Below are 24,671 nucleotides of genomic sequence, written 5' to 3'. Positions count from 1 at the left end.
CCTCAGCGCCTGGCCTGCTGCTGCGCCCGCCAGCGGGCCAGGCTGTCCAGCTTGGCCTGGTAGCGGGCCTGCTGCGGCGCCCCGCCGAGTTCCTGGGCCCGTGTCAGTTCCTTGTCGGCGCGGGCCAGCTGGCCGGCGAGGAAGTACACCCTCGCCAGGCCGAAATGGAACTGGTGTGCGGCATCGTACAGGCGCACCGCCCGGCGGTAGCAGCGGATGGCCTCCGCCAGGTCGCCTGCGCGTTCGGCGCGGGCCCCGAGCATGTACTGGGCAAACGGATCCTCGCGCTGTACGGCGCGCAGGCGGCGCTCCAGCTGCTGCGCTGCTGCCACCAGGCCCAACCGCCGGTAGAGCGCACTGGCGTTGTTCAGTGCCGCATCCTGACGGCCGTCCAGGCGCAGTGCCATTTCCAGCGCACGACGTGCGCCGGCGGTGTCTCCCTTCCGGTTGTCCAGCACGCCCAGGTTGTTCCAGGCCGGTGCGAATCGCGCGTCCTGCGCCACCGCTGCATCGAAGAACACCCGGGCACCATCCAGATCGTCGCTGGCCATGCGTTCGGCGCCACGATTGTTGTAGAAGTGCGCCAACGCACGGGCACGGTCGATCGGCTGCGGGCCGTGGCGGTCGTACAGCACGTTGCGGTCCAGATCGACCGTGCCGAAGCGGCCGCCGACGTCGACCCCGGCATTGACGTGGCCGACGCTGTAGACCACGCCCTGGTCCTGCTCCTGATACCAGGACACCACGCTGCCGACTTCCTGCACCCGGGCCTGGATGCCGGCCTCGCGTGCCAGCGACACGAACAGCAGCGTGAATGCCAGGCAGTTGGCGCGGCGGTACTGCCAGACTTCGCCGACGGTATAGGTCGCGTCGGCGTCGTACTGCAGATCCAGTCCCTGCCGATCGAAGATCATCTCCACCAGGGCCTGCAGGCGCTGGTCGCGCGAGTGGCTGCGCGCGATCACCTGTCGGGTCAGCATCGCGCGCAGCGCCGGCGGAATCGCCAGCACTTCGTCTGCGGTCGGCACGCTCGCTGGGGCGGGGCGGTACTGAACGGCCGGTGCGGCGGCAGGACCGTCCAGGGCGACGGCGGCCGGCGCTGCCAGCGCGAGCAGGGCGAGCAGCAGGAATCGGGTGGCAGGACGTTGCATGGCAATTCCCGGCAGCGGCGGGCGCATCCGCCTGCCGCCGAGTGTAGTCCTGCCCGTGCGCCCGTGCATCGACCGTCGGTCGGCGGCGCGGTCATCCACAGGCGATGTGGACCAGCGCTCGGCAAAGCTGTGGACAACTGTGCTCCGCCCTTGCCGGACGGCGGCTGTGAGTGCGTGGTGAATTATTGTCCAGCTTGCTGGCCGGGGCGTCTGGCAGGATCATGCCGGCATGGACTTCGCCCCGATCCCGCTCGATCCGGCGCAGTGGCAGGCGTTGCAGGACCGATATGCCACGCCGCCACGCGCGTACCATCACTTTGGCCACGTGCGCGCGGTGCTGCAGCACTGCCAGGACGTCGCCGATGGACCGGGTTGGCGGCAGCCCGCCGAGGTCTTTCTGGCCGCGCTTTACCACGATGCGGTCTACGAGGCGGGACGCAAGGACAACGAGGCACGCTCGGCGGCACTGGCCGTGCAGGCCATCGCGCAGGAGCCTGCGCTGGCGGGCATCGACGCCGCCCGCGTCGAGCAGCTGATCCTGCTGACTGCCCGTCATGGCGAACTCGGTCCTGCGGATGTCGACGCCGAAGCGGCGCTGTTCCTGGATTGCGACATGGCGATCCTGGGCGCGCCTGCACCGGTGTTCGATGCCTACGATCGTGGTGTGGCCGAGGAGTACCAGGGGGTGGTCCCGGGTTTCCTGTACCGCGCCGGCCGCCGCCGCTTCCTGCAGGGGCTGCTGCGCGCACCGCGGATCTTCCTCAGCGACTTCTTCCACCAGCGCCTGGATGCCGCGGCACGCGCGAACCTGCGCCGCCGGCTGGACACCTGAGCGGGGCAGTTACACTGGCGGCCTGCATCTGCAAGGTAGCGCCGCCCACCGTGTCCGTTCCCGATCCTGATCCCCGGCCAACCGCACCGGAAGAACCTGGTCCCAACGAGTGCTGCGGCAGCGGCTGCCCGCTGTGCGTACTCGATCTGTATGCCGAAGAGCTGCAGCGTTACCGCAAGGCGTTGGCCGAATGGAAGGCGCGGCACCCGGAGGCCACGCCATGACCGGAGCGCGTCCGGCTGCGCTGCTGGCCCTGGTGGCGCTCCTGTTGTTCGTGGCGACGGCCCTGTGGACGCAGTTCGCGCGCGCTGATCTGGATTGGATGCGCGCGACCCTGAGCCTGTACCTGCACGGTCCCTGGGGTCTGGCGCTGCGCGCCGCCTACTGCCTGCTGGCGGTGGCGATCGCCGCGCTCGGCATCGCGCTCTATCGTCACAGCGTGGGGCCCCGCCGCAGCGCGGCCGCGCCGCTGCTGTTCACCGTGTCCGCCCTGGGCCTGGCGACGGTCGCCATCGGCGACAGCTGGCTGCCGCAGGCGACGCCGCTGCTGGCGCCGCTGGTGCATGGCGTGGCTGCCAACACGGCCTTCCTGTGTGCCAGCGTCGGCATGCTGCTGCAGGCGTGGTACCTGCGTCGCGAGCCGGGCTGGCAACGCAGTGCTGCCCTGCTGTGGGGCTGGGCTTGGCTGGCCTTCGCGTTGCTGTGGCTGCATGTGCTTTGGCGTGACGGGCCGCCGCGCGGGCTGGGGCAGAAGCTGGTGATCGCCGTGATCGTCGGCTGGCTGCTCTGGCTGGCCGTCACCCTGTACCGGCGCGGTCTGGCGCGCACACGCGCCTGAACCCTGGCCGCGGGCCCGGCGAACGGCCGTGACCGGTACGTGTCGTGCACGCGGTGGCGGCGTATCGTGTGCGCATTCCACTGGGGTTGCGACATGACGCGTGCAGGGTTGGGCAGGGCGATGGGACTGGTGATGGCGCTGGCGGCGTTGCCGGCGGTGGCCGCGGCATCCGTGCAGCAGGTCAGCCATGGCCGATTCGAGCAGGTGCCGGTGCATCTGCCGGCGGGAGTGCCGCAGCGGGTGGTGATCTGGTTCCACGAAGGTCCCTATGGCGCTGCCAGCCTGGCGCCGATCGAAGCACTGCGTGCCGACGGTGCGCTGGTGGCGGCGGTGGATGTGGCGCACCTGCGGGGTGTTCTTGAACGCGAAGGCGACAGCACCTGTTCGTTCGGTGCTGGCGACGTCGAGAATTTCTCGCGCTGGGTGCAGGCGTTCCTGCACCTGCCGGGATATCACCTGCCGCTGGTCGGCGGCGATGGTGAGGGTGCCGAGCTGGCCTACAGCCTGGCCGCACAGGCCGACACCCAGGTGTTCGCCGGCCTGCTGACCTCCGGTTTCTGTCCCGACCATGCCCACGAACGCATGGTCTGCGGAGACGGCGTCAAGGAGGGGCGGCTGCAACCGGCCGAACTGAACTTTCCCTGGTTGAATGCCATCGGCGATATGGGCTGCAGGGGTCAGGGAGCGGGTCCGTTCGTGCAGCAGGTCGCGATGGCGCGCGGATTCAAGCGCAGCGCCCGCGGCGATGCCACGCCGGGACTGGTGGCTGCCGCGCGGGTGATCGGTGCGCAGGCCGGCATCAGCCTGGCACCGCCGCCGGCGGCGTTGAAGGGCCTGCCCGTGGTGGAAGTCCCCGCGCGCGGTGACGGCGATACGCTGGCGATCTTCGTTTCCGGTGATGGCGGCTGGGCGGGACTGGACAAGGACGTGGCCTCGTCGCTGGCCGAACACGGCGTGGCCGTGGTGGGCATCGATTCGCTGCGTTATTTCTGGAGCGAACGCACGCCGGAGGGGTTTGCCGCTGACCTGCAGAAGATCATCGACCACTACCGCCAGCAATGGCAGCGCGACAAGGTGATGCTGATCGGCTTCTCGCAGGGCGCCGACGTGCTGCCGGCCACCATCAACCGGCTCGATGCCGGCAGCCGCGAAGCACTCGAGCGCATCGTGCTGCTCTCCGTGGGGCGGAAGGCCGATTTCGAGTTCCATGTCAGCAACTGGCTGGGCGGTGGCGGCGATGGCCTGCCGATCGCGCCGGAAGTGGCCAGGTTGCCGGCGGCCAAGACCCTGTGCGTCTATGGCGACAAGGATGAGGACGCGCTGTGTCCGGACCTGCCTGCGAACGAGGGCGTGCGCAGGATCCGGTTGCCTGGCGACCACCATTTCGGTGGCGACTACGATCGTCTGGCCGAGGTCATCCTCAAGGGCGGCGCGTAATCAGCACACGCCTGCAGGAGCAGCGCCGGGCCATGCCCGGCGGTCGGGTGGCTCAGCCGCGGCGTGGATCCAGCGAAATCAGGCGGGTGGCGTCCAGCAGGGCTGCCGGCAGGTGCATGCCACCGGGCGCCGCCAGGTAGCGCGGGCGCCACTGCGGATCGAACTTCGACTTGAAGCGGCGCAGGCCACTGAAGCCATAGAAGCGCTCACCATGCCGTGCCAGCAGGCCGGCAAGACGATTCCAGCGGCCCGCCAGGCGATGCTGGGCCAGCCCGGACAGGGGCGCCATGCCCAGCGAGAAACGCGCATGGCCCTGGGCCCGGCCCCACAGGAACAGTTCGATGAACAGGAAATCCATCGTGCCTTTCGGCGCGTCGCTGACGTGCCGCATCAGGTCCACCGACAGCTCGGCACCGGCTGGCGCCTGCCACAGGTTGGCGAAGGCGACGATCCGACCTTCGGCCTCGACCAGCGCGACCGGGAAACGCACCAGGTAATCGGGATCGAAGCTGCCCAGCGAGAATCCTTTCTCGTCACCGGACTTGTCTTCCAGCCAGGCATTGGAGATCGCATGCAGGCGCGGCAGCAGGCTGGGGACCTCTTCCACCGGCGCCACCCGGAACGACAGGCCACTGCGCTTGCCGCGGTTCCATGCCTGGCGCAGGTCGGCGCGTTCGCGGCCTTCCAGACCGAAGTCGTGCAGCGGCACGATCGCCTCCTCGCCCAGCTTGACCAGGCCCAGGCCGAGATCCAGATAGGTCTGCCAGTAGGCTTCGCCCACCTGGTAGAACACCGGGCGCAGGCCGAGGCGGTCGGCTTCCTCACGGAAACGCCAGATCAACGCACGTGCGACCTCCGGCGGGCCGACCGGATCACCCATCGCGATTAACGAGCCGCCGTAGCGCTGCATCATCACGAAGCCCTGCCGGGCATCGTCGCGCAGCACTGCCTTGTCGGCGGTCAGCACCAGGCAGGCCTGGGTGTCGGTGGCGCTGGCCAGCACCGGTGCCAACGCCTGCAGCGTGGCCTCGTCAGCGGCCGGCAGCGGGCTGCGCGTGCTGTGCAGCAGGCGGGCGAGGCCGAACATCACCAGGGCAATGGCTACCACCAGCAGCGCACGCAGCGCACGCGGTGCGTTGCCGGACAGTGCGAACTGCCACCAGAGTTCGTTCTGGTACTCGACATGGCTGTACGTGAAGAACAGCAGCCAGGTGACCGCGACCAGGACCAGCCCCAGGTTGCGCAACCATGGCCACGACCACGCCTCATCCAGCAGCGCACCCTGGCGGTAGAACTCACGGCGTGCGGCCCACAGTGCCATCGCGACCAGTACGGCCGATACCGCGATCAACGGTTGACCGCCGCGCAGCCACAGCGGCAGCGGCGTGATCACGCAGACCGCCATCGCCAGCATCCAAGCGGCGTGGCTGCGCCGGGCCAGGCCCTGGCCGATCAGCAGCAGGGCGACACCGCCAAGACTGCCGATCAGGTGCGATGTTTCCAGGATCGGCAGCGATGCATTGAGCAGATGGCGACGCGGGGTCGGCAAGGTGCCATCGATGACCAGGGCGGCGCCGATGCTGAAAGCCGCCAACGCGATGATCTGCGGCAGCCAGGGGCGCAGCGCGTTCCAGCCGGCGCGGGTGGCGCCGGCGCTGGCCCGCAGCGGTCGCCGCAGTGCAGGCGCAAGCGCGAGCACGGTGGCCAGCAGCAGCGGCAGGACGTAGTAGGTGACGCGGTAGATCAGCGCGGCCGCCAGCACCGCCGCCGGTGCCACCTGCGGCAGCAGCTTGAGCAGGCTCCACTCGAACACGCCCAGGCCGGCCGGGACGGTCGAGACCAGGCCTGCCAGCACCGCCACCAGGTACAGGCCGACGAAGCCGGGAAGCCCGGTGGGCGTGGAGTCCGGAAGCAGCACGTAGAACGCTGCACTGGCCAGCACCAGTTCGATCACGCTGAGCGCGGTGACGCCGAGCATGGTCAGCCGGTCGGGCAGCCACAGGGCGTGGCCGAACACACGGAACTGGCGTCCGCTGCGGCCGACCAGCAGCACCGTGGCCAGATAGGCGAGCAGGGCGGCAATGCCGACCGCGCGCACGGCGCCGGAATCCAACGGCAGCGCCAGCGCCGCCGCTGAGGGTTCCAGGCATAACGCCAGGCCGATCAACAGCCATGCACCGAACATGAAACCGAGCGTGCTCATCAGCACGACCTGGCCGATCTGGGCCAGATCCAGCCCGGCACCGCGATAGCCCCGCAGGCGCACCGCGCCGCCGGTCAAGGCCGCAAAGCCGACGGTCTGGCCCAGGGTGTGGGCGAGAAACGCGGTGATGCCGATGCGCGCGGGATGCACGCGGATGCCGCTGCGTCGCAGGCCGATGGCATCGAAGCCGATCAGGCAGGCATAACTGGCCAGGCCCAGCGTCACGGTCAGTGCGATCTGCGTTGCGCTGAGTGCATGGAACGCCTGGCGGATGGCGCGATAGCCATGTTCGTCGAACTCGCCGGCCAGGCCATGCAGGGCCAGGGCCAGGATCAGCAGGGGAACGAAGATGGTAAGCAGCCGCTTCCAGACCGGGATGGACGGAGCGGTTGCGGGATCGGAAGGGACGGTCATCGGCGCAAGGGTGCGGCAGGGAGGGCGAGGGCGGTGTCAACGCGGGCGTGGCGCATCGTGCGCCTCTCGAAGGCATTTGAACAGCGGTGGTGCAGGACACCCACCCGCCGCCGGTTTGGAGGACAATGCAGGCCTGATCACCCGCAGGAGCCACGCCCATGATGGAGCGTTACGACGTCGGACCGCGCATGTCCGAAATGACCGTGTACAACAAGGTTGCCTACCTCTCCGGCCAGATTCCGGAGGACACCAGCCAGGACATCACCGGACAGACCCGGCAGGTGCTGGCCGAGATCGACAAGCTGCTGGCACTGGTGGCCAGTGATCGCCAGCATGTGCTGCGCGCGGAGGTGTTCCTGGCCGACATGGCCGACTTCGACGGCATGAACAAGGCGTGGGACGAATGGGTGGTCGAGGGTGCGACCCCGGCCCGCGCCACGGTCGAAGCCAAGCTGGCACACGCCGAGTGGAAGGTCGAGATCGTGGTGACGGCGGCCGTGCCGTAACGGCGGGCGGGTGTCAGCTCCCTTTCCTGCCGGAAGGGAGCTGGCACCGCTACCGTTCCCGCAGCACGATGCAGTCCACCGGACACGGTGGAATGCACAACTCGCAGCCCGTGCACAGGTCGGCGATCACGGTATGCATGTACTTCGCGCCGCCGACAATCGCGTCCACCGGGCAGGCCTGGATGCACTTGGTGCAGCCGATGCAGTCGGCCTCGACGATCACCGCAACCTGCGGCGCCTTGTGTTCGCCGCGCGTACGATCAAACGGCAGTGCCGGCACACCCAGTACCTGGGCCAGTGCACGCGCGCCCGCATCGCCGCCCGGCGGGCAGCGGTCCACGCCCGCCTCGCCGCGCGCCATCGCCTGCGCATAGGGGCGGCAACCGTCATAGCCGCATTGTCCGCATTGCGTCTGCGGCAACAGTCGGTCCAGGCGTTCGGTCAGCGGCGGAATCAGGCTCATGCGTGGCGAAGGCTGCGCGTAGGGATCATTTCAGGGGTTTGCCACGGAACCAACGTTCGTGGGCGAGGGCCAGCATCGGCCGGTCCTCTGCGCTGTCGCCATAAGCGTGGATGCGCGTGTAACGCGACAGATCGAAACGGCGACGGATCTGCTCGACCTTGCGAGGACCGCAATCGCCGCCGTGGTACCGGCCGGTCAGGCGTCCGTCCCGGCTTTCAAGGCGGTTGCAGATCAGTTCAAGACCCAGCGTTTCGCACCAGGGACGCAGGTACAGATCCAGCGAACCGGACACGACCACCACGGTGTGCTGCTGTTCCTTGTGCCAGCGGATCTGTTCCAGCATTTCCGGGCGCACCACCTCGGGCAGGAACTCGCGCGAGAAGCCGGTGGCCAGCGCTGCGATGTCGTCGGCGTGGCGCTCGCTGAAGGTGAGGCGGGTGACGCGGGCGCGGATGCGTTCGGCCGAGATCAGTTTCAGCCGGTACGCCGCCAGCCACGGACCCACCTTCCACCACGCCTGCGCAAGCTGCTCGGCGGTGGCCACGCGGCGCAGGAAGCGGCCATAGGTATCGCAGGTGGTGACGGTATGGTCGAAGTCGAACAGCGCCAGTTCCATTCCGATGCCTCCCGTGGTGCGTCCCGTCGTTGCCGTGACCGGCGGGAGCGGCCGTGGCCGCACCCGCGCAGTGCATCAGCGGACCGGCATGCCCGGCTGCGCGCCGCTGTCGGCGTCCAGCAGCGCCAGCGCGCCACCATCGAAACCTGCCGACAGGATCATGCCTTCACTCAGGCCGAAGCGCATCTTGCGCGGGGCCAGGTTGGCGATGAACACGACGCTGCGGCCGACCAGCGCTTCCGGCTCGCCGTAGCTGGCACGGATGCCGGAGAAGATCTGCCGTTTGCCCAGTTCGCCGGCATCCAGCTCGAAGCGCAGCAGCTTGTCCGAACCCTCCACGAACTCGCACACCAGCACCTTGCCGATGCGCAGGTCGAGCTTGGCGAAGTCGTCGATGCCGATGTAGGCCGGTGCCTCGGCGCTGGCCGTTGCGGCACTGGCCGGCACGGCAGCCGCCGACTTGGCAGCGTCGGCCTTGGCGGCGGGGGCAGCGGCGGTCGGCTGCAGGGTGTCCTTGGAGGCGTCGATCATGGCGTCAATCTTCTTCGGGTCGATACGGGTGAACAGTGGGGTGTAGTCAGCGATTCGATGGGCCAGCAGCGGCTGCGCCAGGTCGGTCCAGTCGGCCACTGGCGCGGCCAGGAACGCCTCGGCCTGGGCGGCGGTGGAAGGCAGTACCGGCTTCAGTGCGGTGACCAGTACACGGAACAGGTTCAGGCCCTGGCTGCACACGGCCTGCAGCTGCGCGTCGGCTCCTTCCTGCTTGGCGATCACCCACGGCTTGACGTCGTCGATGTAGCGGTTGGCTTCGTCGGCCAGGGTCATGGTCAGGCGGATCGCCGCCGCCGGATCGTTGCGCTCGTAGGCTTCGCGGATAGGCGCCAGGCTGTCGATGAAGCGCTGGTACTGGGCGGCATCGGGCAGCTGCGCGGCGAGCAGGCCATCGAAACGCTTGCTGATGAAGCCGGCGCAGCGGCTGGCCAGGTTGACGAACTTGCCGACCAGATCAGCGTTGACGCGGGCGACGAAGTCACCCAGGTTCAGGTCGAGGTCGTCGACGCCACCGCCGGACTTGGCCGCGTAGTAGTAGCGCAGTGCTTCCGGTTCCAGTCCTGCATCGAGGAAGGTGCGCGCCATCACGAAGGTGCCGCGCGACTTGCTCATCTTGGCGCCGTCAACGGTCAGATAGCCGTTGACGTGCAGGCGGGTCGGCGCGCGGTGGCCGGTGCCGTGCAGCACCGCCGGCCAGAACAGGCCATGGAAATTGACGATGTCCTTGCCGATGAAGTGGTGCAGCTCGGTGGCGGTGCCGGCGCGCAGGTGGGCTTGGAAATCCTCGCCGAGCGTGCCGCACAGGGTCTGGAAGCTGGACAGGTAGCCGATCGGCGCGTCCAGCCAGACGTAGAAGTACTTGCCCGGATGGCCGGGGATCTGGAAGCCGAAGTACGGCGCGTCACGCGAGATGTCCCACGCGCGCAGGCCGCCCTCCGCGTCCAGCCACTCCATCAGCTTGGCTTTCACCCCGGGCAGCGCGACGTCGCCGGCCAGCCATTCGCGCAGGAAGCCCTCGAAGCGGCCGACCTCGAAGAAGAAGTGCTCCGAATCCCGGATCTCGGGCGTAGCGCCGGAGATCACCGATTTCGGCTCCTTCAGATCGGTGGGGCTGTAGGTCGCGCCACAGACTTCGCAGTTGTCGCCGTACTGGTCGGCGCTGCCGCAGTTCGGGCAGATGCCCTTGATGTAGCGGTCCGGCAGGAACATGCCCTTGGCCGGGTCGTAGAACTGGGCCACCGAACGGCGGCTGATGTGGCCGGCCGCTTCCAGCTTCAGGTAGAACGCCTCGGTCAGCGCCTGGTTGGCTGCCGAATTGGTCGAATCGTAGTGATCGAAGGCCACGCCGAATTCGGCGAAATCACGTTCATGGCTGGCCTGGATGCTGGCGATGAAGGCCTCCGGGGTTACCCCGGCCTTCTCGGCTGCGAGCATGATCGGCGTGCCATGGGTGTCATCGGCGCAGACGAACCAGGTCCTGCCGCCGCTCATTCGCCGTGCACGCACCCAGATGTCGGCCTGGATGTAGCCGACCAGATGGCCCAGATGCAGCGGGCCGTTGGCGTAGGGCAGGGCGGTGGTGACAAGCGCGGTACGGGTCATGGTCGCGGGGTGAAGCCGAGGGGAACCGCAGATTATCGCATGCCCGCAACGAGGTGACCCGGCCGGGGCCGGGTCACGGGAATGCACGGACGGGCCGGTGGCTTACTCGCGTACCCAGGTCTGCGCCCGGCAGATGAAGGCGATGCAGCCGGAGACGTCCAGCTTGTTGCCACCCGGCTGCAGTTCCATCTTCGACTTGTAGGTCTTGCCGTTGGCGGGGTCGAGGATGGTGCCGCCGGACCACTTGCTGGCGCCGTCGGCCTTCAGGTTCCAGAGGATGGTCATGCCCTTCACCGGTTTGTTCCTGTTGGCACCCTCACAGCCATCGCAGACCGGGTTCGGACCCTTGTCCGAGTGCAGGATGTCCACCACCTTGCCGGACAGCGTGCCGTTGGCGGCCTGGCTGATCTCGACGATGGACTTCACCTGGCCGGTCTTGTCGTCGATGGTCTTCCAGCGGCCGGCCGCGCCATCGGCGGCCTGCGCCGAGAGCGCCGCCAGGCACAGCGGCAGCGCCAGCAGCAGGGTCTTGAAGGTCTTGCGCATGGTCCCCTCCCAGGGTTCATTCCGGCACGGTGCCGGTACACGCCGACTGTATACCCATTCGGCGGGGTATGGGGAAGGGGGTGCCGGGTCGAGCAGGTGAGTGGGGCCAGATCCTTTCCCGATGGAAAAGGGATCTGACCCCGAGCCATCAGCCGACTTCGTAGAGTTCCAGCGGCAGGCCGTCCGGGTCGGCGAAGAAGGTGAAGCGGCGGCCGGTGTACTCGTCCACGCGGACCGGTTCGCAGTCCACGCCGCAGCTGGCCAGGCGCTGGATGAATGGCTCCAGCGCGGCCACGCGGAAGGCCAGGTGACGCAGGCCCTGTGCCTCCGGGCGGCTGGGCCGGGGCGGTGGTGACGGGAACGAGAACAGTTCCAGCTGGCCGCCATCGGGCAGTGCCAGGTCCAGCTTCCACGAATCGCGCGCGGCACGGTGGTTCTCGGCCAGTACGCGCAGGCCGAGGATGCGCACGTAGAAATCCTTCGAGCGCGCATAGTCGCTGCAGATCAGCGCGGCATGATGGATGCCCAGCAGGGCGGTCGGATCGTCGGTCATTGCAGGATGTCCAGCCAGCGCTGGGCGATCTTCAGCGCCAGCGGATAGGGTTCGGGGTCGTTGCGGTTGCTCAGCACGATCACTGTCAGATGCCGGTCCGGATAGCGCAGGATGACGTTGCGGAAGCCGATGCTTTCGCCGCTGTGCCACTGCATGCGGCCGTTGAGGCGCCAGCCGAAGCCGTAATGCGGTACGTCCGGTTCGGTGGTTGCGGTGGCCGGGCTGAACATGGCCCGCCGCGATGCGGCTGACAGCAGGCGGTCGTCGTACAGTGCGGCATCCCAGCGGGCGAGGTCGTCCAGCGAGGAATAGATGCCACCATCACCCAGCACGGCACTGGTGGTGCTCTGGTCGGTGCGCTGCCAGCGACCGTCGAGCCAGCTGTAGCCGTAGGCCCGCGCAGTGACCGTATCGACGCCGTCCTGGTGGGCGACGGTGTGGGTCATGTACAGCGGGCCGAAGATCCGCTGCTGCAGGAAGGTGGCGAAATCCTGGCCCGACGCGCGCCCGACGATCAGCGCCAGCAGCGCATATCCGCTGTTGCTGTAGCGGTACGCAGTGCCCGGTGTGAAATCCAGCCGGTCCTCGCGTGCGAGCAGCGCCAGCACGTCCGCATCGTGCACCTGGCGGCTGTCGGCGGGGTCCATCAGGCCCTCATAGTCGGGCAGACCGCTGGTATGCGACAGCAGGTGACGGAGGGTGACGGAGGACGCCGCAGTGGGAAGTTCCGGCAGCCAGCGTCGCACTGGCTGGTCCAGGCCCAGGCGGCCCTCTTCCACCAGCAGCAGCACGGCGGCGGCGGTGAACTGCTTGCTCACCGAGGCCAGCCGGAAATTGCTGGCCGCGGTCACCGCGGTGCCATCTTCGACCACCGCCAGGCCGTACCCGCGGCGGAACACCGCCTGCCCGTCGTGCAGCACCAGTACCGCTGCTCCCGGCACCTGGCCATCGTAGGCCTGCATCAGGCCATCGATGCCCGCATCCGGTGGCATCACCGCCGGTGCGGCAGGCGCGGCCTGCCGCAGCAGGGCCAGTACGGCAGCGAACACGACGGTGGCGGGACGCATGAGGGCTCCGTGGCGATCAGGGGGCCGGCGCGGCCCCCGGCGGTTGTGACAGCCATCGTTCCATCTTCCGCTCCAGCACGTCCAGCGGCATCGAGCCGTCCTTCAGCAGTTCGGCATGGAAACGGCGCAGGTCGAATGCCGCACCCTGGCGTGCCTTGGCCTTGTCGCGCAGTGCCAGCAGGGTCGTCAGGCCGGCCACATTGGACAGCGCCTGCGCAGGCTGGGCCATGATCCGCTCCACTTCGGCATTGGCATCATCGCTGCTCATGTCCACGGTCTTCTGCAGGTAGGCGACGGCCTGCTGCTTGCTCCAGCCCTGGGCATGCACGCCGGTGTCGGCGACCACGCGCGCTGCGCGCAGCAGGCGCGAGGAGAGATAGCCGATGCGGTCGTAGGGATCGGTGTAGACGCCCAGCGTTTCCCCCAGCGTTTCCGAGTACAGGCCCCAGCCTTCGATGAAGGCCAGGTCGCCGCCGGCACGCCGGAAGCGCGGCTGCTTGGCCAGCTCCTGCTGCAGACCCAGCTGCACGTGGTGGCCGGGAATGCCTTCATGCAGGTACTGCACCGGCACGTTCCAGCGCTTGCGGCTGGGCAGGTCGCGGGTGTTCACATACAGCACCCCGGCCTCGCCGGGCTGTGTCGGCTGGTAGGAGGCCGCGGCCGCGGTGAGCGCACGCTCGGGCTCCACTGCACGGATGTCCAGGGCAGCCTTCGGCAGCGTGTCGAGCACCTGCGGCAGGCGCGTGGCGACCTGCTGCTGCACCTGGCGGTAGCGGCCGAGCAGCGCGTTGGCGTCGCCATACTGGAACTGGCGATCACTGCGCATGCTGCGCAGAAGCTTGGTCGGCGTGCCGCGCAGCTTCGCATCCTTCATCACTGCGGCGATCTGCGCCTGCAGCTCCTGCACGCGCTGTTCGCCGAGCGCATGCCATTGCGCGGGTGTCTGTTCGCTGGCCGTGGTCTGCACGATCAGGTTGGCGTACCACGCCTGGCCATTGGGCAGGGCGCCCAGACCGCTGCTGGTCCGCGTGGCCGGCAGGTACTCGGTGGCGATGAAGCCGCGCAGGGCGCGGTAGGACGGCATGATGCGCAGTTCGATCATGCGCTTGTACTCGGCACTGATGCGCGCCTTGTCCTCGGCGGAAATCGACTCCGGCATGGTCCGGATCGGCGACCAGAAGATGCTTTCCTCGGCGGTCGGCTTGATCACCGCATCCAGCTGCGGCAGCACTTTTTCCATCAGGTCGCGCGGCTGCACCACACCGGCCTTCATGCCCTGGCGCATGTTGTCGATGGCCTGGTCGAACAGCGCCGGAATGCCCAGCGAGCGGCGCGACCAGGTGTCGTAGTCCTGCACGGTATTGAACGGCTGCGCACCCGCGCCGGCACCGAGAATGGCCATGATGCTGCCGACGTTGTAGTACTGGCTGATCGGCATCATCCAGCTGGGATACGGCTCGGCGGCCAAGGTCGCGCGCGCGTCGCGCACGAAGATCTCGTAGCTCAGCAGGTCCTGGCCCTGCAGTCCGTCGCTGCCGATCTTCTCGACCTTGCCCAGCCACTCTACGGTGAAGTCATGCGACTGCTGGCGCCACGCCGCGGACAGGATGTTCGGCAGCTGGTCGTTGTAGCGGGTTTCGCCCTGGAAGGTCGCCTGCAGCGGGTTCAACCGCATCGACGCATCCCAGTATTCGTCATAGAGGCGCTCCAGCTGGACCGTTTTGGGCACAGTGCGGGCGGCGGCGACCGGGCGCGCGGGGGAGCGGGTGGCGCTGCGTGCCGGTACGGTGGCGCGCGTGCTGGGCCGCGCCTTGGGCTTGGCCGCCGGACGGCTCTGCGTCGCAGCGGGCCGGCTGGCCTTCTTCTTCGCAGCTTCGGCCGACGGAACGGCGCTGAACAGGAACAACGCGGCAATGGCGGCGGCCAGGGCGCGGGTGGAATACGGCATCAGGAGCTTCCGTGGAACACAGACCGTGGAGCTTGCACGATCCGGCCGCGTACGGCCAGCGCGGGGGCGCAGTCAGCTGGCGCCCGCTGGGTCTTCAGTCAGCCGCGGCCGCAGCCCGCAGCGCGGCCGCGCGCTCGACACCCAGGTATCGGGTGATCGCACGGCGCATCAGGTACAGCAGGGGAATCAGGGCGATCGCAAAGCCCATCTTGTAGACGTAGTTGACGCTGCTCACCGCCAGGAACAGCGATGTCGGCCACTGCTGCGGGCCGAGCACGAAAGCGATCCAGATCACCACGAAGCTGTCCACCAGCTGCGAGACCGCGGTGGAACCGGTAGCGCGCAACCAGACGTGGCGCTCGCCGGTGGCCTGCCGGATCCTGTGGAACACGGCCACGTCGATCAGCTGGCCGAGCAGGAAGGCCACCAGCGAACCAGCAATGGTCCACATGCCCTGGCCGAACACCGCGGCGAACGCGGCCTGGTAGTCGGGCACGCCATGGGCGTTCATCGAGGTGACCCACCAGCTGGCCGGCGCCAGCGAGATCGCCGCGAAAGCGAACAGGAAGCCGTAGGCGATCAGCACCACCGCCAACCACGAGATGAAACGCACCCCGCGCTTGCCGAAGAACTCGTTGATGGTGTCGGTCATGATGAACACCACCGGCCACAGCAGTGTGCCGGCGGTGAAGCTCAACGACCCGGTCTGGCCGAACAGGTTCCAGTTCAGCGGGTCGATGCCGAGCGTGTCTTCCAGCGCGAAGATCTTCACTCCGATCAGCTCGGCCAGCACGGCATTGCCGCAGAAGAACGCGGCCAGCACGATGAACAGCAGGACCGCGCGGTCCTGCAGCGGGCGCTCGACCGGCGTCGTGCTCATTCGGTGCGTTCGCCCGCGCGGGTGAACGGCACGCTGGCTGGCGCCACAGCACCACCGGAAATGATGAAGCTCATCGCCTGGTCCACGGTCCAGTCGGTGGGTGTGAGCAGTTCCACCGGCACGATTTCAAGATAGCCGGAGGTCGGGTTCGGCGTGGTCGGCACGTACACCGCTGCCAGTTCGCGGTCGGTACCGTGTTCCTTGATCACCCGCGTGACCAGGCCGACCGACTTCATGTCGCGGTGCGGGAAGTCGATCAGCACGACGCGCTGCGTGCTGCCGGGTTCGGTCTGCAGCATGTCCAGCAGCTTCTTGGCGCTGTCGTAGATGATGCTGGCCAGCGGGATCCGCTTGATCACCGCGCCGATCCAGCGCAGCAGGCGCTGGCCGAGCACGCGGCGGCTGGCCACGCCCACGGCCAGGATCACCAGCAGCGTCGCCAGCAGCGCGATGGTGTTCTGGATCCACTCCGCGCGCACCCAGCCCAGGTAATGCGGGAAGCTGGTCGCGATCTGCTCCGACAGGGGCACCACCAGCGGGCTGGAGATGCCCGACAGCAGCACGAACACGAATTTGACCACGACCCAGGTGAGCCAGATCGGCAGCAGGGTCAGCAGGCCGGTCAGGAACAGGCGCTGCAGGGAGGGGCGGGGGACCAGGGAGGGGGCTTCGAGCGACATGGGCGCATTGTAGCGGCCAGCGCTTGCCGATGATGCGGGGGAATGCCGCCGGGATCAGCGAGCGTGCGGCTTCAGCCGCAGGTAGACCTGCTTGCGCACCTGGGCGACCACCTCGCCGCTTTCGTCGACCACATCGTTGCTGAACCAGCGCAGCACTTTGCCGCCGCCGGCAGCGTCGGCGCGCAGTTCGTCCAGCAGCGCATCGTCGATGCGGAACGACGTGCGCACGGTACCGCGCCCCGGCTTGAGGAAGTCGATCGCGCCGGCGCGGTCCCACACGTAGTAGTCGCGGCCGAGAATATGCAGCAGGCCCAGCATCCAGAACGGGTCGGTCATCGCAAACAGGCTGCCACCGAAGTGGGTGCCCACGTAGTTGCGGTTCCAGGGGCGCTGGCGCAGCTCGACGTCGATCTGCCGGTAGTCCGGGCTGACCCGGGTGACGTGGATGCCGGTGAACAGGAAGGGCGGCCACAGGTTGATGCCGAAACGGAACAGGCGGGCGTTCATGTGCATCGCGAGGGCGGAGGACGGGCCCCAAGTCTAACCATTCGCATGCGTATGTTGTAGCTGTGCGCGGCGCGGCGCGGCGCGTGTCACCCTGCGGCGTCGATCACGTAGCCGTCGCGACCATTGGCCTTGGCCTGGTACAGCGCCGCGTCGGCACCTTCCACGAAATGGTGGGGTTGCAGCTCGCCGTTGGGGATGCGGGTATAGACGCCGATGGTCAGGGTGATGCCGCCGCCATGGCCTTCGCCCGGTGCGGGCAGGGCGCGGATGCTCTGGATGAGGTCTTCGATCACCTGCCGCGCGCCCTCGGCCGGCGTATCCGGCAGCACCAGCGCGAACTCATCGCCGCCGTAGCGTGCCGCCTTGTCGCGCGGGCGACGCGCGTGGGCGGCGATCTGCTGCGCCACTTCGCGCAGTACGCGATCGCCGACCTGGTGACCGTGACGGTCGTTGTGGTGCTTGAAGTGATCGACGTCGATCAGCGCGAGCGTGAGCGGCTTGCCGCTGCGCCGTGCGGCATCGCATTCCTGCTGCAGCGACTGTTCGAAACGCAGCCGGTTGCCCAGGCCGGTCAGCGCGTCACGGTTGGCCAGCCGGTGCCAGGCCGCGATCCGCCATATCGCCCAGGCCAGCAGCACCAGCACGATGCCCAGCATCGCGCTGGCCGGTGCCCACCACAGGTTGCCGGCGCGCAGCAGCGCCCAGCTCAGCAGCGGGGCCAGCGGCAGCGAACAGAGCGCCGTCAGCCAGGGCAGGCGCAGGCCGAGGAGGATCACGCACAGCGCCACCAGCAGGCCACCGATGGCGTCCTGGCAGAGCCGTGGCAGGACGTGGATCTGCCTGCCCTGCAGCAGCATCGAGGCGATGTTGGCCTGGTACTCGCTGCCGCTCATCCAGTACTCGCGCGTAGTCGGCGTGAGCAGGCGCGGGGCGATGCCGCTGGCGGTCATTCCGACCACGATGCGTCGCCCATGCAGCATCGCCATGTCCACGTGGCCCTCGAGCACGTCGGCATAGGACACCTGCGGCAATCGTTCCGGCGGGCCCGCGTAGCGCACCCGCACGTAATCGTCGCGGCGCCACTGATAGGGGGAATCGACCTCCGGCTCGGGATCCGGCAGGCCGTCGATCGCGCTGGCGGGCAGTCCGGCCAGGGCCAGGCCCAGCGCAGGCCAATGCGGCTGGCCGATGCCGGCGCGCAGGTACACCCCACGGGCGACGCCATCGCCATCCACTTCGACATCGCTGTGGCCGATCGCCGCAGCGCTGGCCGCGATCAGTGGAATGGGCAGCAGTTCCTCGGCCATGCGGTCGCCGGCTGCCGGCGCCGCCAGCACGGGCAGTACGACGTGGCCATTGCGCCGGATCGCGGCGGCCAGGATTTCGTCCTGGCGGCTGTCGCGGCGGTCGGGTTCTGACAGCATCAGGTCCAGTGCGATGCGTTCGGCGCCGGCGTCGGTAAGGCGATCAAGCAGGCGCGCATGTACCGAGCGCGGCCATGGCCATTGGCCGATGCGCTGCAGGCTGCCTTCGTCGATGGCGATGATCAGCACGCTGGGGTCGGGTCGATAGTCCCAGCCGCCGACCATCGCGTCGTAGGCCGCTTCATCCTGGCGCCACAGCCACTGGCCATGGCTGGCCACGGCGGTCAGCACACCGGCCAGCACGGCCAGTGCGATCCGTCGGGACCATGGAAGCGGCGAACGCCTCATAACAACAGCCAGAGCAGCAGCGCACCGCCGCCGCCGGCGCCGTAGCACAGGCGGCAGGGCAGCTTGACCTGCTGCGCGGGCGAGAAATCGCCTGCGTGCCCGTCGTCGTCGATGTACTGCACGCGCACGTGCAGGGTGCCGCTCCATGGCCGCTTGAAGCTGACCTGGGGCTGCTCGACGGTTTCATCGAGCATCGGGCTGGCGAAGTCGCCACGACGATCCACCTGCACGCGGTAGCGCTGGCCTTCGCTGCCGGCCTGCCAGCGCAGGGTCAGTTGGCCATGCGCCGCCTCGGGCGGCTGCAGGGCAGGGTCCACCGGTTCGTTGGTCAGCTGCAGTGGCAGCGCTTGTCCATAGCGCCCCTGGTGGCCGTTGTCATCGCGCGAGGCAACGCGCCAGTAGTACTGGCCCGGCGGCAGGGGCTGCGCCAGGCGCAGGTCGGTACCGGTGCTGGCCTGCTCCTGCAGCGGCTGCGTGAACGTCGGTTCTGCAGCGACCTGCAGCACGCTGCTGCTCGCGCCCGGGGCCTGGGTCCAGCGGAACCGGGGGCGATCGCTGTTGACGGTCTGGCCGTGCAGCGGAGAGACGGTCAACGGCGGCGGCGGTTGGTCGCTGAGTTCGAAGTCGGCACTGGCGTCCAGGCCCTCCACGCCCTGTGCGTCGACCGCACGCAGCAGCACACGCAGCTCGCCGGGCGGCAGATCGCCGATCGCCAGTCGCGTGTCGGCGGTGGTGGCGGCGAACAGCAGGATTTCCGGGGTGGCCGCCTGCACCACCTCCACCCGGTAGTGGTCGGCTCCGGCGACCGGGTCCCAGGCCAGCAGGCTCGGCAGCGGTGCCAGTTTCAGCTCATCCTGACGCAGCGTCGGCGCCGGCAGCAGCGCGGCCACGGCGGCTGGCGCCTTGTCGGCGCTGGCGTTGCGGCTGGCCTGACCCGGACGGACAAGGCGCTGGCCGTGGGTGTTGGCGACCTGCACCCGTCCTTCCAGCACTTCGGTGGCACCGATCCGGCCGGCCTCGCCATCGCCGGCGCTGACGCGGAAGACCGTGCCGCGCACGCTGCTGGTCGCCGTCGGTGCATCGATGATGTAGCGCGATGCCGGGCCACGTGCCGGGGTGACCCGGTTGCTGGCGCGGCCCTGCTGCAGGCGCAGGCGGGTATCGACCATGCCGGTGCGGCCGTAGCGGCTGAGCTGGTCCAGGCGCAGGCGCGAATACTCGCGCAGCTGCAACCGCGAGGCATCGGCGAATTCGAGGGTGATGCTGGAGTCGCCTTCGGTTTCCACGGTGTCGCCGATGCGCAGCCGCTCTCCGGCCCGCACCGCGCGGGTGGCGCTGCCATCGCCGCCCACCAGCCCGACCTTCCCGCGCACGGACAGGACCCGTGCCGGCGCAGGCTCGGTGCGCAGCCAGCTGATCGGGAAGCGCAGCAGCTGGCCCGGCGGCAGCTGGTAGGGATTGGCGATGCGGTTGTGCTGCTGCAGCTGTTGCCAGGGCACGGAAGGCTTCAGGTACAGGCCACCCAGGTCCCAGAGGGTGTCACCGGGACGGACCCGGTAGTTCCAGTCCTGTGCGGCGGCGATGGCCGGCAGCAGCAGGAGGGCGCACAGCAGGACACGTTGGAGGCGCGTAATGAAAGGCGAAGTGCGGACGAAGGTCACAGTTTGCAGTCCCGGCAATGCGGAGGCGCAGCAGCAAGACCCAATGGCCCCGACCCTCATCCCCCCGAATGGATCGCGGCGGCCGAACGGCCGCCATCGATCACATTATCGCCCGCGTTCAGTGCAGGGATTCTGAACGGGACAGGCTTCCGTTCAGAACAGCAGCGAGGCCATCTTCCTGCGGTACTGCCCGACCAGGTCCTCGTCGGAGATCACATTGAAGGCGTCGATCAGGGTCCTGCGCGGCAATCCGTCCTCGAAACCGCGGTCGATCCGCAGCATTTCCAGGAACTGGGCCAGGGCCGCCTCGTCCTGGCCCTCCAGCAGCAGCTGCACGCCCCGCAGATGGCGCGCCTTGAGGTCGCTGCCATCGGCGGCGATGCGTGATTCGAGCACCTCGGCGGCCGGGGCGTCCTTGAGTGCGGACGCGAAGGCCAGGCGTGCACGGGCGCGCACGGCGCGGTCGTCGGTGGCCAGGTTGGCCGGCAGGCGGTCGATCAGCGTACCGGCTTCATCCACGCCGCCGATCTGCAGCAGGGCCAGGGCGAGGTCGAGCTTCAGCTCGTCCTTGTCCGGTTCGGCGGCGATCTGCGCGCGCAGCACGTCCACCTGTGCCTGTGGGTCCAGCGGTGCTTCCTCCTCGCTGACCGTATCGCCGACATCAGCGGGGACGATGCCGTGCTGGGCCAGGAACTCGCGCAGCTGGCCCTCCGGGATGGCGCCGGGGAAGCCGTCCACCAGCTGCCCGTCCTTGACCAGGAACACGGTCGGCACCGAGCGGATCTGGAAGGCGGCAGCGATCTGCTGTTCCTTGTCGACATCGACCTTGGCCAGCTCAAAGGCGCCGTTGTACTCGCCGGCCAGCTTTTCCAGCATCGGTCCCAGGGTCTTGCACGGACCGCACCAGGTGGCCCAGAAATCGACCAGCACCGGCGTCTGCAGCGACTTCTGCAGGACTTCGGCCTCGAAGGTCGCAGTGGTGGCGTCGAATACGTAGGTCGTCTCGGTCATGGAGGAGGTATCGCTTGGCATCTGGAGAGGGACTCTATGGTGGCGGAACCTGTCCGTCTCAACCCGGGCCGCTGCAAATGGCCGACAATGCGGCCTTCCTGTTGCCGCTGTCGTGGAGCCTGCATGTCGTCGCCGTCCCCCTTGCTGCGCCTGTCGGGCGTGATCGCCGCACTCGTCTTCGTGGCTGCGGTCATCGGCTTCGGTGCCGGCCTCGACGGCTATGCGCAGGCCCGCCATCCGGTGGCGTTGCTGGGCGCGCAGGGGATGCCGCATGCCCTGGGCTTCAATCTGCTGGGCTTCATGCTGCCGGGCCTGCTGGCGGTGGTGGTGGCCGAATGCCTGCGCCGGCAGCTGCCGGCCACCGCGGGCTGGGCCCCGCGTGTGGGCAGCCAGATGCTGCTGCTGGCCGGCCTGGCGTTCGCCGCCATGGGCGTGCTGCCGCTGGATGTGGATGACCTGCACGGGCTGGCCAGCCAGCTGCATGCCAGCGCCTGGATGGTATGGGTGCTGGGCTTCGTTGCCGGCGCCCTGCTGCTGGGCACGGCGCGCCTGCGCGACACACAGGGCCGGGCATTGGGCGGGGTGGCGCTGGCCTGTGGTGTGGTTGCCGCGTTGGCAGCCTTCGCCCTGCAGGGCGTGCTGCCGGCGCCTCTGTCGCAGCGGCTGGCCTTCGCCTGCTGGGCGGTCTGGCTGGCGTTGGCGCTGCCGCTGTCGCGGGCCCGTTGAGACGGTCGCGGGGCCGCCACCGGGCCCACAGCCGTCGGACAGGATTGGAGACGTTTGCCGCACTGCGGTACGCTGTACCGCTTTGCCGCCGCATCCGCGTGTTCCATGACCAGCGCTGAACCCAACGCCTACGACCCGCAGCAGGTTGAATCCGCCGCCCAGCAGTACTGGGACGCCACCCGCGCGTTCGAGGTCGACGAGACTTCCGACAAGCCGAAGTACTACTGCCTGTCGATGCTTCCGTACCCGTCCGGTGCGCTGCACATGGGGCACGTGCGCAATTACACGATCGGTGACGTGATCAGCCGCTACAAGCGCATGACCGGCCACAACGTGCTGCAGCCGATGGGCTGGGACGCGTTCGGCCTGCCGGCGGAAAACGCGGCGATCAAGAACAAGACCGCGCCGGCGGCGTGGACCTACAAGAACATCGACCACATGCGCAGCCAGCTGAAGTCGCTGGGCTATGCCATCGACTGGTCGCGCGAGTTCGCCACCTGCCGCCCGGACTATTACGTCCACGAGCAGCGCATGTTCACCCGTCTGATGCGCAAGGGCCTGGCCTACCGTCGCAACGCGGTGGTGAACTGGGACCCGGTCGACCAGACCGTGCTGGCCAACGAGCAGGTCATCGACGGCCGTGGCTGGCGTTCCGGTGCGCTGGTCGAGAAGCGTGAGATTCCGCAGTGGTTCCTGCGCATCACCGATTACGCCCAGGAGCTGCTGGACGGCCTGGACGAGCTGGACGGCTGGCCGGAATCGGTCAAGACCATGCAGCGCAACTGGATCGGTCGTTCCGAGGGCCTGGAGATCCAGTTCGACGTGCGCGACGTCGATGGCAGCGCGCTGGATCCGCTGCGGGTGTTCACCACCCGCCCGGACACCGTGATGGGCGTGACCTTCGTCTCGATCGCCGCCGAGCACCCGCTGGCGCTGCACGCAGCGAAGAACAATCCGGAACTGGCCGCGCTGCTGTCGGAAATGAAGCAGGGCGGCGTGTCCGAGGCCGAGCTGGAAACCCAGGAAAAGCGCGGCATGGATACCGGCCTGCGCGCCATCCATCCGGTCACCGGCGAGAAGGTGCCGGTGTGGGTCGCCAACTTCGTGCTGATGGGCTATGGCACCGGTGCGGTGATGGCCGTGCCCGGCCATGACCAGCGCGACAACGAAGTGGCCAACAAGTACGGCCTGCCGATCGTGCAGGTCATCGCGCTGAAGGATCCGCGCAATGACGACGAGCGCAATTGGGATGGCGCGCGCTGGCAGGACTGGTACAGCGACAAGAACCGTGCCTTCGAACTGATCAATTCGGCCGAGTTCGACGGGCTGGATTTCCAGGGCGCCTTTGAAGCCCTGGCCGAGCGTTTCGAGCGCAAGGCGCAGGGGCAGCGCCGCGTCAACTACCGCCTGCGCGACTGGGGCGTGAGCCGCCAGCGCTACTGGGGCTGCCCGATTCCGGTGATCTACTGCGCCAAGTGCGGCGCGGTACCGGTGCCGGAAGAGCAACTGCCGGTGGTGCTGCCGGAGGACGTCGCGTTCTCCGGCACCGGTTCGCCGATCAAGACCGACCCGGAGTGGCGCAAGACCACCTGCCCGGAGTGCGGCGGTGCAGCCGAGCGCGAGACCGATACCTTCGACACCTTCATGGAGTCGAGCTGGTACTACGCGCGCTACACCTCGCCGGGCGCGCGTGATGCCGTGGACAAGCGCGGCAACTACTGGCTGCCGGTGGACCAGTACATCGGTGGCATCGAGCACGCGATCCTGCATCTGATGTACTTCCGCTTCTACCACAAGCTGCTGCGTGACGCGCGGATGGTGGACAGCAACGAACCGGCCCGCAATCTGCTGTGCCAGGGCATGGTGATCGCCGAGACCTATTACCGTCCGAACCCGGACGGTTCCAAGGACTGGATCAATCCCGCCGACGTGGAAGTGCAGCGTGACGAGCGCGGCCGCATCACCGGCGCGACCCTGATCGCCGACGGTCAGCCGGTGGTGGTCGGTGGCACCGAGAAGATGTCCAAGTCGAAGAACAACGGCGTGGACCCGCAGGCGATGGTCGGCAAGTATGGCGCCGACACCGTGCGGCTGTTCTCGATGTTCGCCGCACCGCCGGAACAGTCGCTGGAGTGGAACGAGGCCGGCGTGGACGGCATGGCCCGCTTCCTGCGCCGCCTGTGGGCCCAGGTGCAGAAGCATGCCGCCGAGGGTGCCGCCCCCGCGCTGGACGTGGCCGCGCTGGACGGTGGCCAGAAGGCGCTGCGCCGCAAGACCCACGAGACCATCGGCAAGGTCGGCGACGACTATGGCCGCCGCCACAGCTTCAACACCGCGATCGCTGCGGTGATGGAACTGATGAACGCGCTGGCCAAGTTCGAGGACGGCAGCGAACAGGGCCGCGCGGTGCGTCAGGAAGCACTGCAGGCCATCGTGCTTCTGCTGAATCCGATCACCCCGCATGCCAGCCACGCCCTGTGGCAGGTGCTTGGCCATGGCGAGACGCTGCTGGAGGACCAGCCGTTCCCGCAGGCCGACGCCAGCGCGCTGGTGCGCGACGCACTGACCCTGGCCGTGCAGGTCAACGGCAAGCTGCGCGGCACCATCGAAGTGGCCGCCGATGCCGCTCGCGAGCAGGTCGAGGCGCTGGCCCTGGCCGAGCCGAATGCAGCGAAGTTCATGGAAGGCCTGACGGTGCGCAAGATCATCATCGTCCCGGGCAAGATCGTGAACATCGTCGCCGCCTGATGTACCCCGCCCCGGCCG

General features: G+C 68.4%; 22 protein-coding genes. 7 read left to right on the top strand and 15 right to left on the bottom strand.

Annotated elements, in window-relative coordinates; genetic code table 11:
* Positions 1-2: 2 nt before the first annotated feature.
* Complete coding sequence (locus ACVOMM_RS05260; RefSeq protein ID WP_262218620.1) at positions 3-1,151, bottom strand: tetratricopeptide repeat protein; 1,149 nt, start codon at positions 1,149-1,151, stop codon at positions 3-5.
* Between the two features lie 229 nt (positions 1,152-1,380).
* On the opposite strand from ACVOMM_RS05260, the gene ACVOMM_RS05255 reads away from it, so the two are divergent.
* The 4 genes from ACVOMM_RS05255 to ACVOMM_RS05240 all read left to right on the top strand — a co-directional run bounded on the left by ACVOMM_RS05255 (position 1,381) and on the right by ACVOMM_RS05240 (position 4,258).
* Positions 1,381-1,983, top strand: a complete 603-nt coding sequence (locus ACVOMM_RS05255) for an HD domain-containing protein (protein ID WP_053519939.1) — start codon at positions 1,381-1,383, stop codon at positions 1,981-1,983.
* Between the two features lie 50 nt (positions 1,984-2,033).
* Complete coding sequence (locus tag ACVOMM_RS05250; protein ID WP_065174857.1) at positions 2,034-2,207, top strand: oxidoreductase-like domain-containing protein; 174 nt, start codon at positions 2,034-2,036, stop codon at positions 2,205-2,207.
* The gene (locus ACVOMM_RS05245) at positions 2,204-2,821 is read left to right on the top strand and encodes a DUF998 domain-containing protein (RefSeq protein ID WP_053519940.1); all 618 of its coding nucleotides are present in this window, start codon (positions 2,204-2,206) and stop codon (positions 2,819-2,821) included. Before ACVOMM_RS05250 ends, ACVOMM_RS05245 begins: the two co-directional genes overlap by 4 nt.
* Positions 2,822-2,914: 93 nt before the next feature.
* Positions 2,915-4,258, top strand: coding sequence for a virulence factor family protein (locus ACVOMM_RS05240; RefSeq protein ID WP_481525953.1), 1,344 nt, complete (start codon positions 2,915-2,917; stop codon positions 4,256-4,258).
* 52 nt (positions 4,259-4,310) lie between these two features.
* Here ACVOMM_RS05240 and mprF read toward each other — a convergent pair whose 3' ends face one another.
* On the bottom strand, positions 4,311-6,875 hold the full coding sequence (mprF, locus tag ACVOMM_RS05235; protein ID WP_065174859.1) for a bifunctional lysylphosphatidylglycerol flippase/synthetase MprF: 2,565 nt from the start codon (positions 6,873-6,875) through the stop codon (positions 4,311-4,313).
* Positions 6,876-7,033: 158 nt separating this feature from the next.
* Here mprF and ACVOMM_RS05230 point away from each other — a divergent pair, with 158 nt between their 5' ends.
* Complete coding sequence (locus ACVOMM_RS05230; RefSeq protein WP_049426796.1) at positions 7,034-7,381, top strand: RidA family protein; 348 nt, start codon at positions 7,034-7,036, stop codon at positions 7,379-7,381.
* A gap of 49 nt (positions 7,382-7,430) precedes the next feature.
* Here the strand turns inward: ACVOMM_RS05230 and rnfB are convergent, their stop codons facing one another.
* The 13 genes from rnfB to trxA form a co-directional block, all read right to left on the bottom strand.
* The gene (gene rnfB / locus ACVOMM_RS05225) at positions 7,431-7,844 is read right to left on the bottom strand and encodes an Rnf electron transport complex subunit RnfB (RefSeq protein WP_080375344.1); all 414 of its coding nucleotides are present in this window, start codon (positions 7,842-7,844) and stop codon (positions 7,431-7,433) included.
* A gap of 25 nt (positions 7,845-7,869) precedes the next feature.
* On the bottom strand, positions 7,870-8,460 hold the full coding sequence (locus ACVOMM_RS05220) for an HAD family hydrolase (RefSeq protein WP_065174860.1): 591 nt from the start codon (positions 8,458-8,460) through the stop codon (positions 7,870-7,872).
* A 75-nt stretch (positions 8,461-8,535) separates the two neighbouring features.
* Positions 8,536-10,614 carry a methionine--tRNA ligase gene (metG, locus tag ACVOMM_RS05215; protein WP_180876108.1) on the bottom strand — a complete coding sequence of 693 codons (2,079 nt, stop codon included), beginning with the start codon at positions 10,612-10,614 and terminating at the stop codon, positions 8,536-8,538.
* Positions 10,615-10,716: 102 nt separating this feature from the next.
* Positions 10,717-11,160 carry a DUF2147 domain-containing protein gene (locus ACVOMM_RS05210; protein ID WP_053519945.1) on the bottom strand — a complete coding sequence of 148 codons (444 nt, stop codon included), beginning with the start codon at positions 11,158-11,160 and terminating at the stop codon, positions 10,717-10,719.
* 148 nt (positions 11,161-11,308) lie between these two features.
* Positions 11,309-11,713 (bottom strand): SMU1112c/YaeR family gloxylase I-like metalloprotein, encoded by a 405-nt coding sequence (gene gloA2, locus ACVOMM_RS05205; protein ID WP_053519946.1) that lies wholly within the window; start codon positions 11,711-11,713, stop codon positions 11,309-11,311.
* Positions 11,710-12,780: a serine hydrolase domain-containing protein gene (locus ACVOMM_RS05200; protein ID WP_481525952.1), complete on the bottom strand. Its 1,071-nt coding sequence runs from the start codon at positions 12,778-12,780 to the stop codon at positions 11,710-11,712. The genes gloA2 and ACVOMM_RS05200 overlap by 4 nt, the downstream gene beginning before the upstream one ends.
* Positions 12,781-12,796: 16 nt before the next feature.
* Positions 12,797-14,728, bottom strand: coding sequence for a DUF885 domain-containing protein (locus ACVOMM_RS05195; protein ID WP_481525951.1), 1,932 nt, complete (start codon positions 14,726-14,728; stop codon positions 12,797-12,799).
* 94 nt (positions 14,729-14,822) lie between these two features.
* Positions 14,823-15,608 carry a queuosine precursor transporter gene (locus ACVOMM_RS05190; protein WP_053520127.1) on the bottom strand — a complete coding sequence of 262 codons (786 nt, stop codon included), beginning with the start codon at positions 15,606-15,608 and terminating at the stop codon, positions 14,823-14,825.
* Positions 15,605-16,288 carry a DUF502 domain-containing protein gene (locus tag ACVOMM_RS05185; protein ID WP_053520126.1) on the bottom strand — a complete coding sequence of 228 codons (684 nt, stop codon included), beginning with the start codon at positions 16,286-16,288 and terminating at the stop codon, positions 15,605-15,607. Before ACVOMM_RS05185 ends, ACVOMM_RS05190 begins: the two co-directional genes overlap by 4 nt.
* 54 nt (positions 16,289-16,342) lie before the next feature.
* A complete protein-coding gene (locus ACVOMM_RS05180; RefSeq protein WP_065174907.1) occupies positions 16,343-16,795 on the bottom strand; it encodes a DUF4442 domain-containing protein in 453 nt (150 codons plus the stop codon).
* Between the two features lie 86 nt (positions 16,796-16,881).
* Positions 16,882-18,507 (bottom strand): CHASE2 domain-containing protein, encoded by a 1,626-nt coding sequence (locus tag ACVOMM_RS05175; RefSeq protein WP_262100418.1) that lies wholly within the window; start codon positions 18,505-18,507, stop codon positions 16,882-16,884.
* Positions 18,504-20,168, bottom strand: coding sequence for a FecR family protein (locus ACVOMM_RS05170; protein WP_430544337.1), 1,665 nt, complete (start codon positions 20,166-20,168; stop codon positions 18,504-18,506). Before ACVOMM_RS05170 ends, ACVOMM_RS05175 begins: the two co-directional genes overlap by 4 nt.
* Before the next feature lie 153 nt (positions 20,169-20,321).
* A complete protein-coding gene (gene trxA, locus ACVOMM_RS05165) occupies positions 20,322-21,179 on the bottom strand; it encodes a thioredoxin (RefSeq protein ID WP_053520124.1) in 858 nt (285 codons plus the stop codon).
* 123 nt (positions 21,180-21,302) lie between these two features.
* Between trxA and ACVOMM_RS05160 the strand changes: the two genes are divergently transcribed.
* Both ACVOMM_RS05160 and leuS read left to right on the top strand, forming a co-directional pair.
* Positions 21,303-21,905 (top strand): DUF998 domain-containing protein, encoded by a 603-nt coding sequence (locus tag ACVOMM_RS05160; protein ID WP_065181828.1) that lies wholly within the window; start codon positions 21,303-21,305, stop codon positions 21,903-21,905.
* A gap of 105 nt (positions 21,906-22,010) precedes the next feature.
* Positions 22,011-24,653 (top strand): leucine--tRNA ligase, encoded by a 2,643-nt coding sequence (leuS, locus tag ACVOMM_RS05155; protein WP_065181980.1) that lies wholly within the window; start codon positions 22,011-22,013, stop codon positions 24,651-24,653.
* Positions 24,654-24,671: the final 18 nt, after the last annotated feature.

The sequence above is a fragment of the Stenotrophomonas sp. STEN009 genome (assembly GCF_056760395.1).
The sequence above is the reverse complement of the archived record's forward strand: the minus strand, read 5'-3'. Positions and strand labels throughout refer to the sequence as shown.

Excerpts from the sequence above, each read along its gene's own strand:
- ACVOMM_RS05190 (WP_053520127.1), bottom strand. The coding sequence starts at position 15,608 with ATGAGCACGACGCCGGTCGAGCGCCCGCTGCAGGACCGCGCGGTCCTG.
- ACVOMM_RS05230 (WP_049426796.1), top strand. The coding sequence starts at position 7,034 with ATGATGGAGCGTTACGACGTCGGACCGCGCATGTCCGAAATGACCGTG.
- ACVOMM_RS05195 (WP_481525951.1), bottom strand. The coding sequence starts at position 14,728 with ATGCCGTATTCCACCCGCGCCCTGGCCGCCGCCATTGCCGCGTTGTTC.
- ACVOMM_RS05210 (WP_053519945.1), bottom strand. The coding sequence starts at position 11,160 with ATGCGCAAGACCTTCAAGACCCTGCTGCTGGCGCTGCCGCTGTGCCTG.
- ACVOMM_RS05175 (WP_262100418.1), bottom strand. The coding sequence starts at position 18,507 with ATGAGGCGTTCGCCGCTTCCATGGTCCCGACGGATCGCACTGGCCGTG.
- gloA2 (WP_053519946.1), bottom strand. The coding sequence starts at position 11,713 with ATGACCGACGATCCGACCGCCCTGCTGGGCATCCATCATGCCGCGCTG.
- metG (WP_180876108.1), bottom strand. The coding sequence starts at position 10,614 with ATGACCCGTACCGCGCTTGTCACCACCGCCCTGCCCTACGCCAACGGC.
- ACVOMM_RS05200 (WP_481525952.1), bottom strand. The coding sequence starts at position 12,780 with ATGCGTCCCGCCACCGTCGTGTTCGCTGCCGTACTGGCCCTGCTGCGG.
- rnfB (WP_080375344.1), bottom strand. The coding sequence starts at position 7,844 with ATGAGCCTGATTCCGCCGCTGACCGAACGCCTGGACCGACTGTTGCCG.
- ACVOMM_RS05240 (WP_481525953.1), top strand. The coding sequence starts at position 2,915 with ATGACGCGTGCAGGGTTGGGCAGGGCGATGGGACTGGTGATGGCGCTG.
- ACVOMM_RS05260 (WP_262218620.1), bottom strand. The coding sequence starts at position 1,151 with ATGCAACGTCCTGCCACCCGATTCCTGCTGCTCGCCCTGCTCGCGCTG.
- mprF (WP_065174859.1), bottom strand. The coding sequence starts at position 6,875 with ATGACCGTCCCTTCCGATCCCGCAACCGCTCCGTCCATCCCGGTCTGG.
- ACVOMM_RS05220 (WP_065174860.1), bottom strand. The coding sequence starts at position 8,460 with ATGGAACTGGCGCTGTTCGACTTCGACCATACCGTCACCACCTGCGAT.
- leuS (WP_065181980.1), top strand. The coding sequence starts at position 22,011 with ATGACCAGCGCTGAACCCAACGCCTACGACCCGCAGCAGGTTGAATCC.
- ACVOMM_RS05160 (WP_065181828.1), top strand. The coding sequence starts at position 21,303 with ATGTCGTCGCCGTCCCCCTTGCTGCGCCTGTCGGGCGTGATCGCCGCA.
- ACVOMM_RS05180 (WP_065174907.1), bottom strand. The coding sequence starts at position 16,795 with ATGAACGCCCGCCTGTTCCGTTTCGGCATCAACCTGTGGCCGCCCTTC.
- ACVOMM_RS05245 (WP_053519940.1), top strand. The coding sequence starts at position 2,204 with ATGACCGGAGCGCGTCCGGCTGCGCTGCTGGCCCTGGTGGCGCTCCTG.
- ACVOMM_RS05185 (WP_053520126.1), bottom strand. The coding sequence starts at position 16,288 with ATGTCGCTCGAAGCCCCCTCCCTGGTCCCCCGCCCCTCCCTGCAGCGC.
- trxA (WP_053520124.1), bottom strand. The coding sequence starts at position 21,179 with ATGACCGAGACGACCTACGTATTCGACGCCACCACTGCGACCTTCGAG.
- ACVOMM_RS05255 (WP_053519939.1), top strand. The coding sequence starts at position 1,381 with ATGGACTTCGCCCCGATCCCGCTCGATCCGGCGCAGTGGCAGGCGTTG.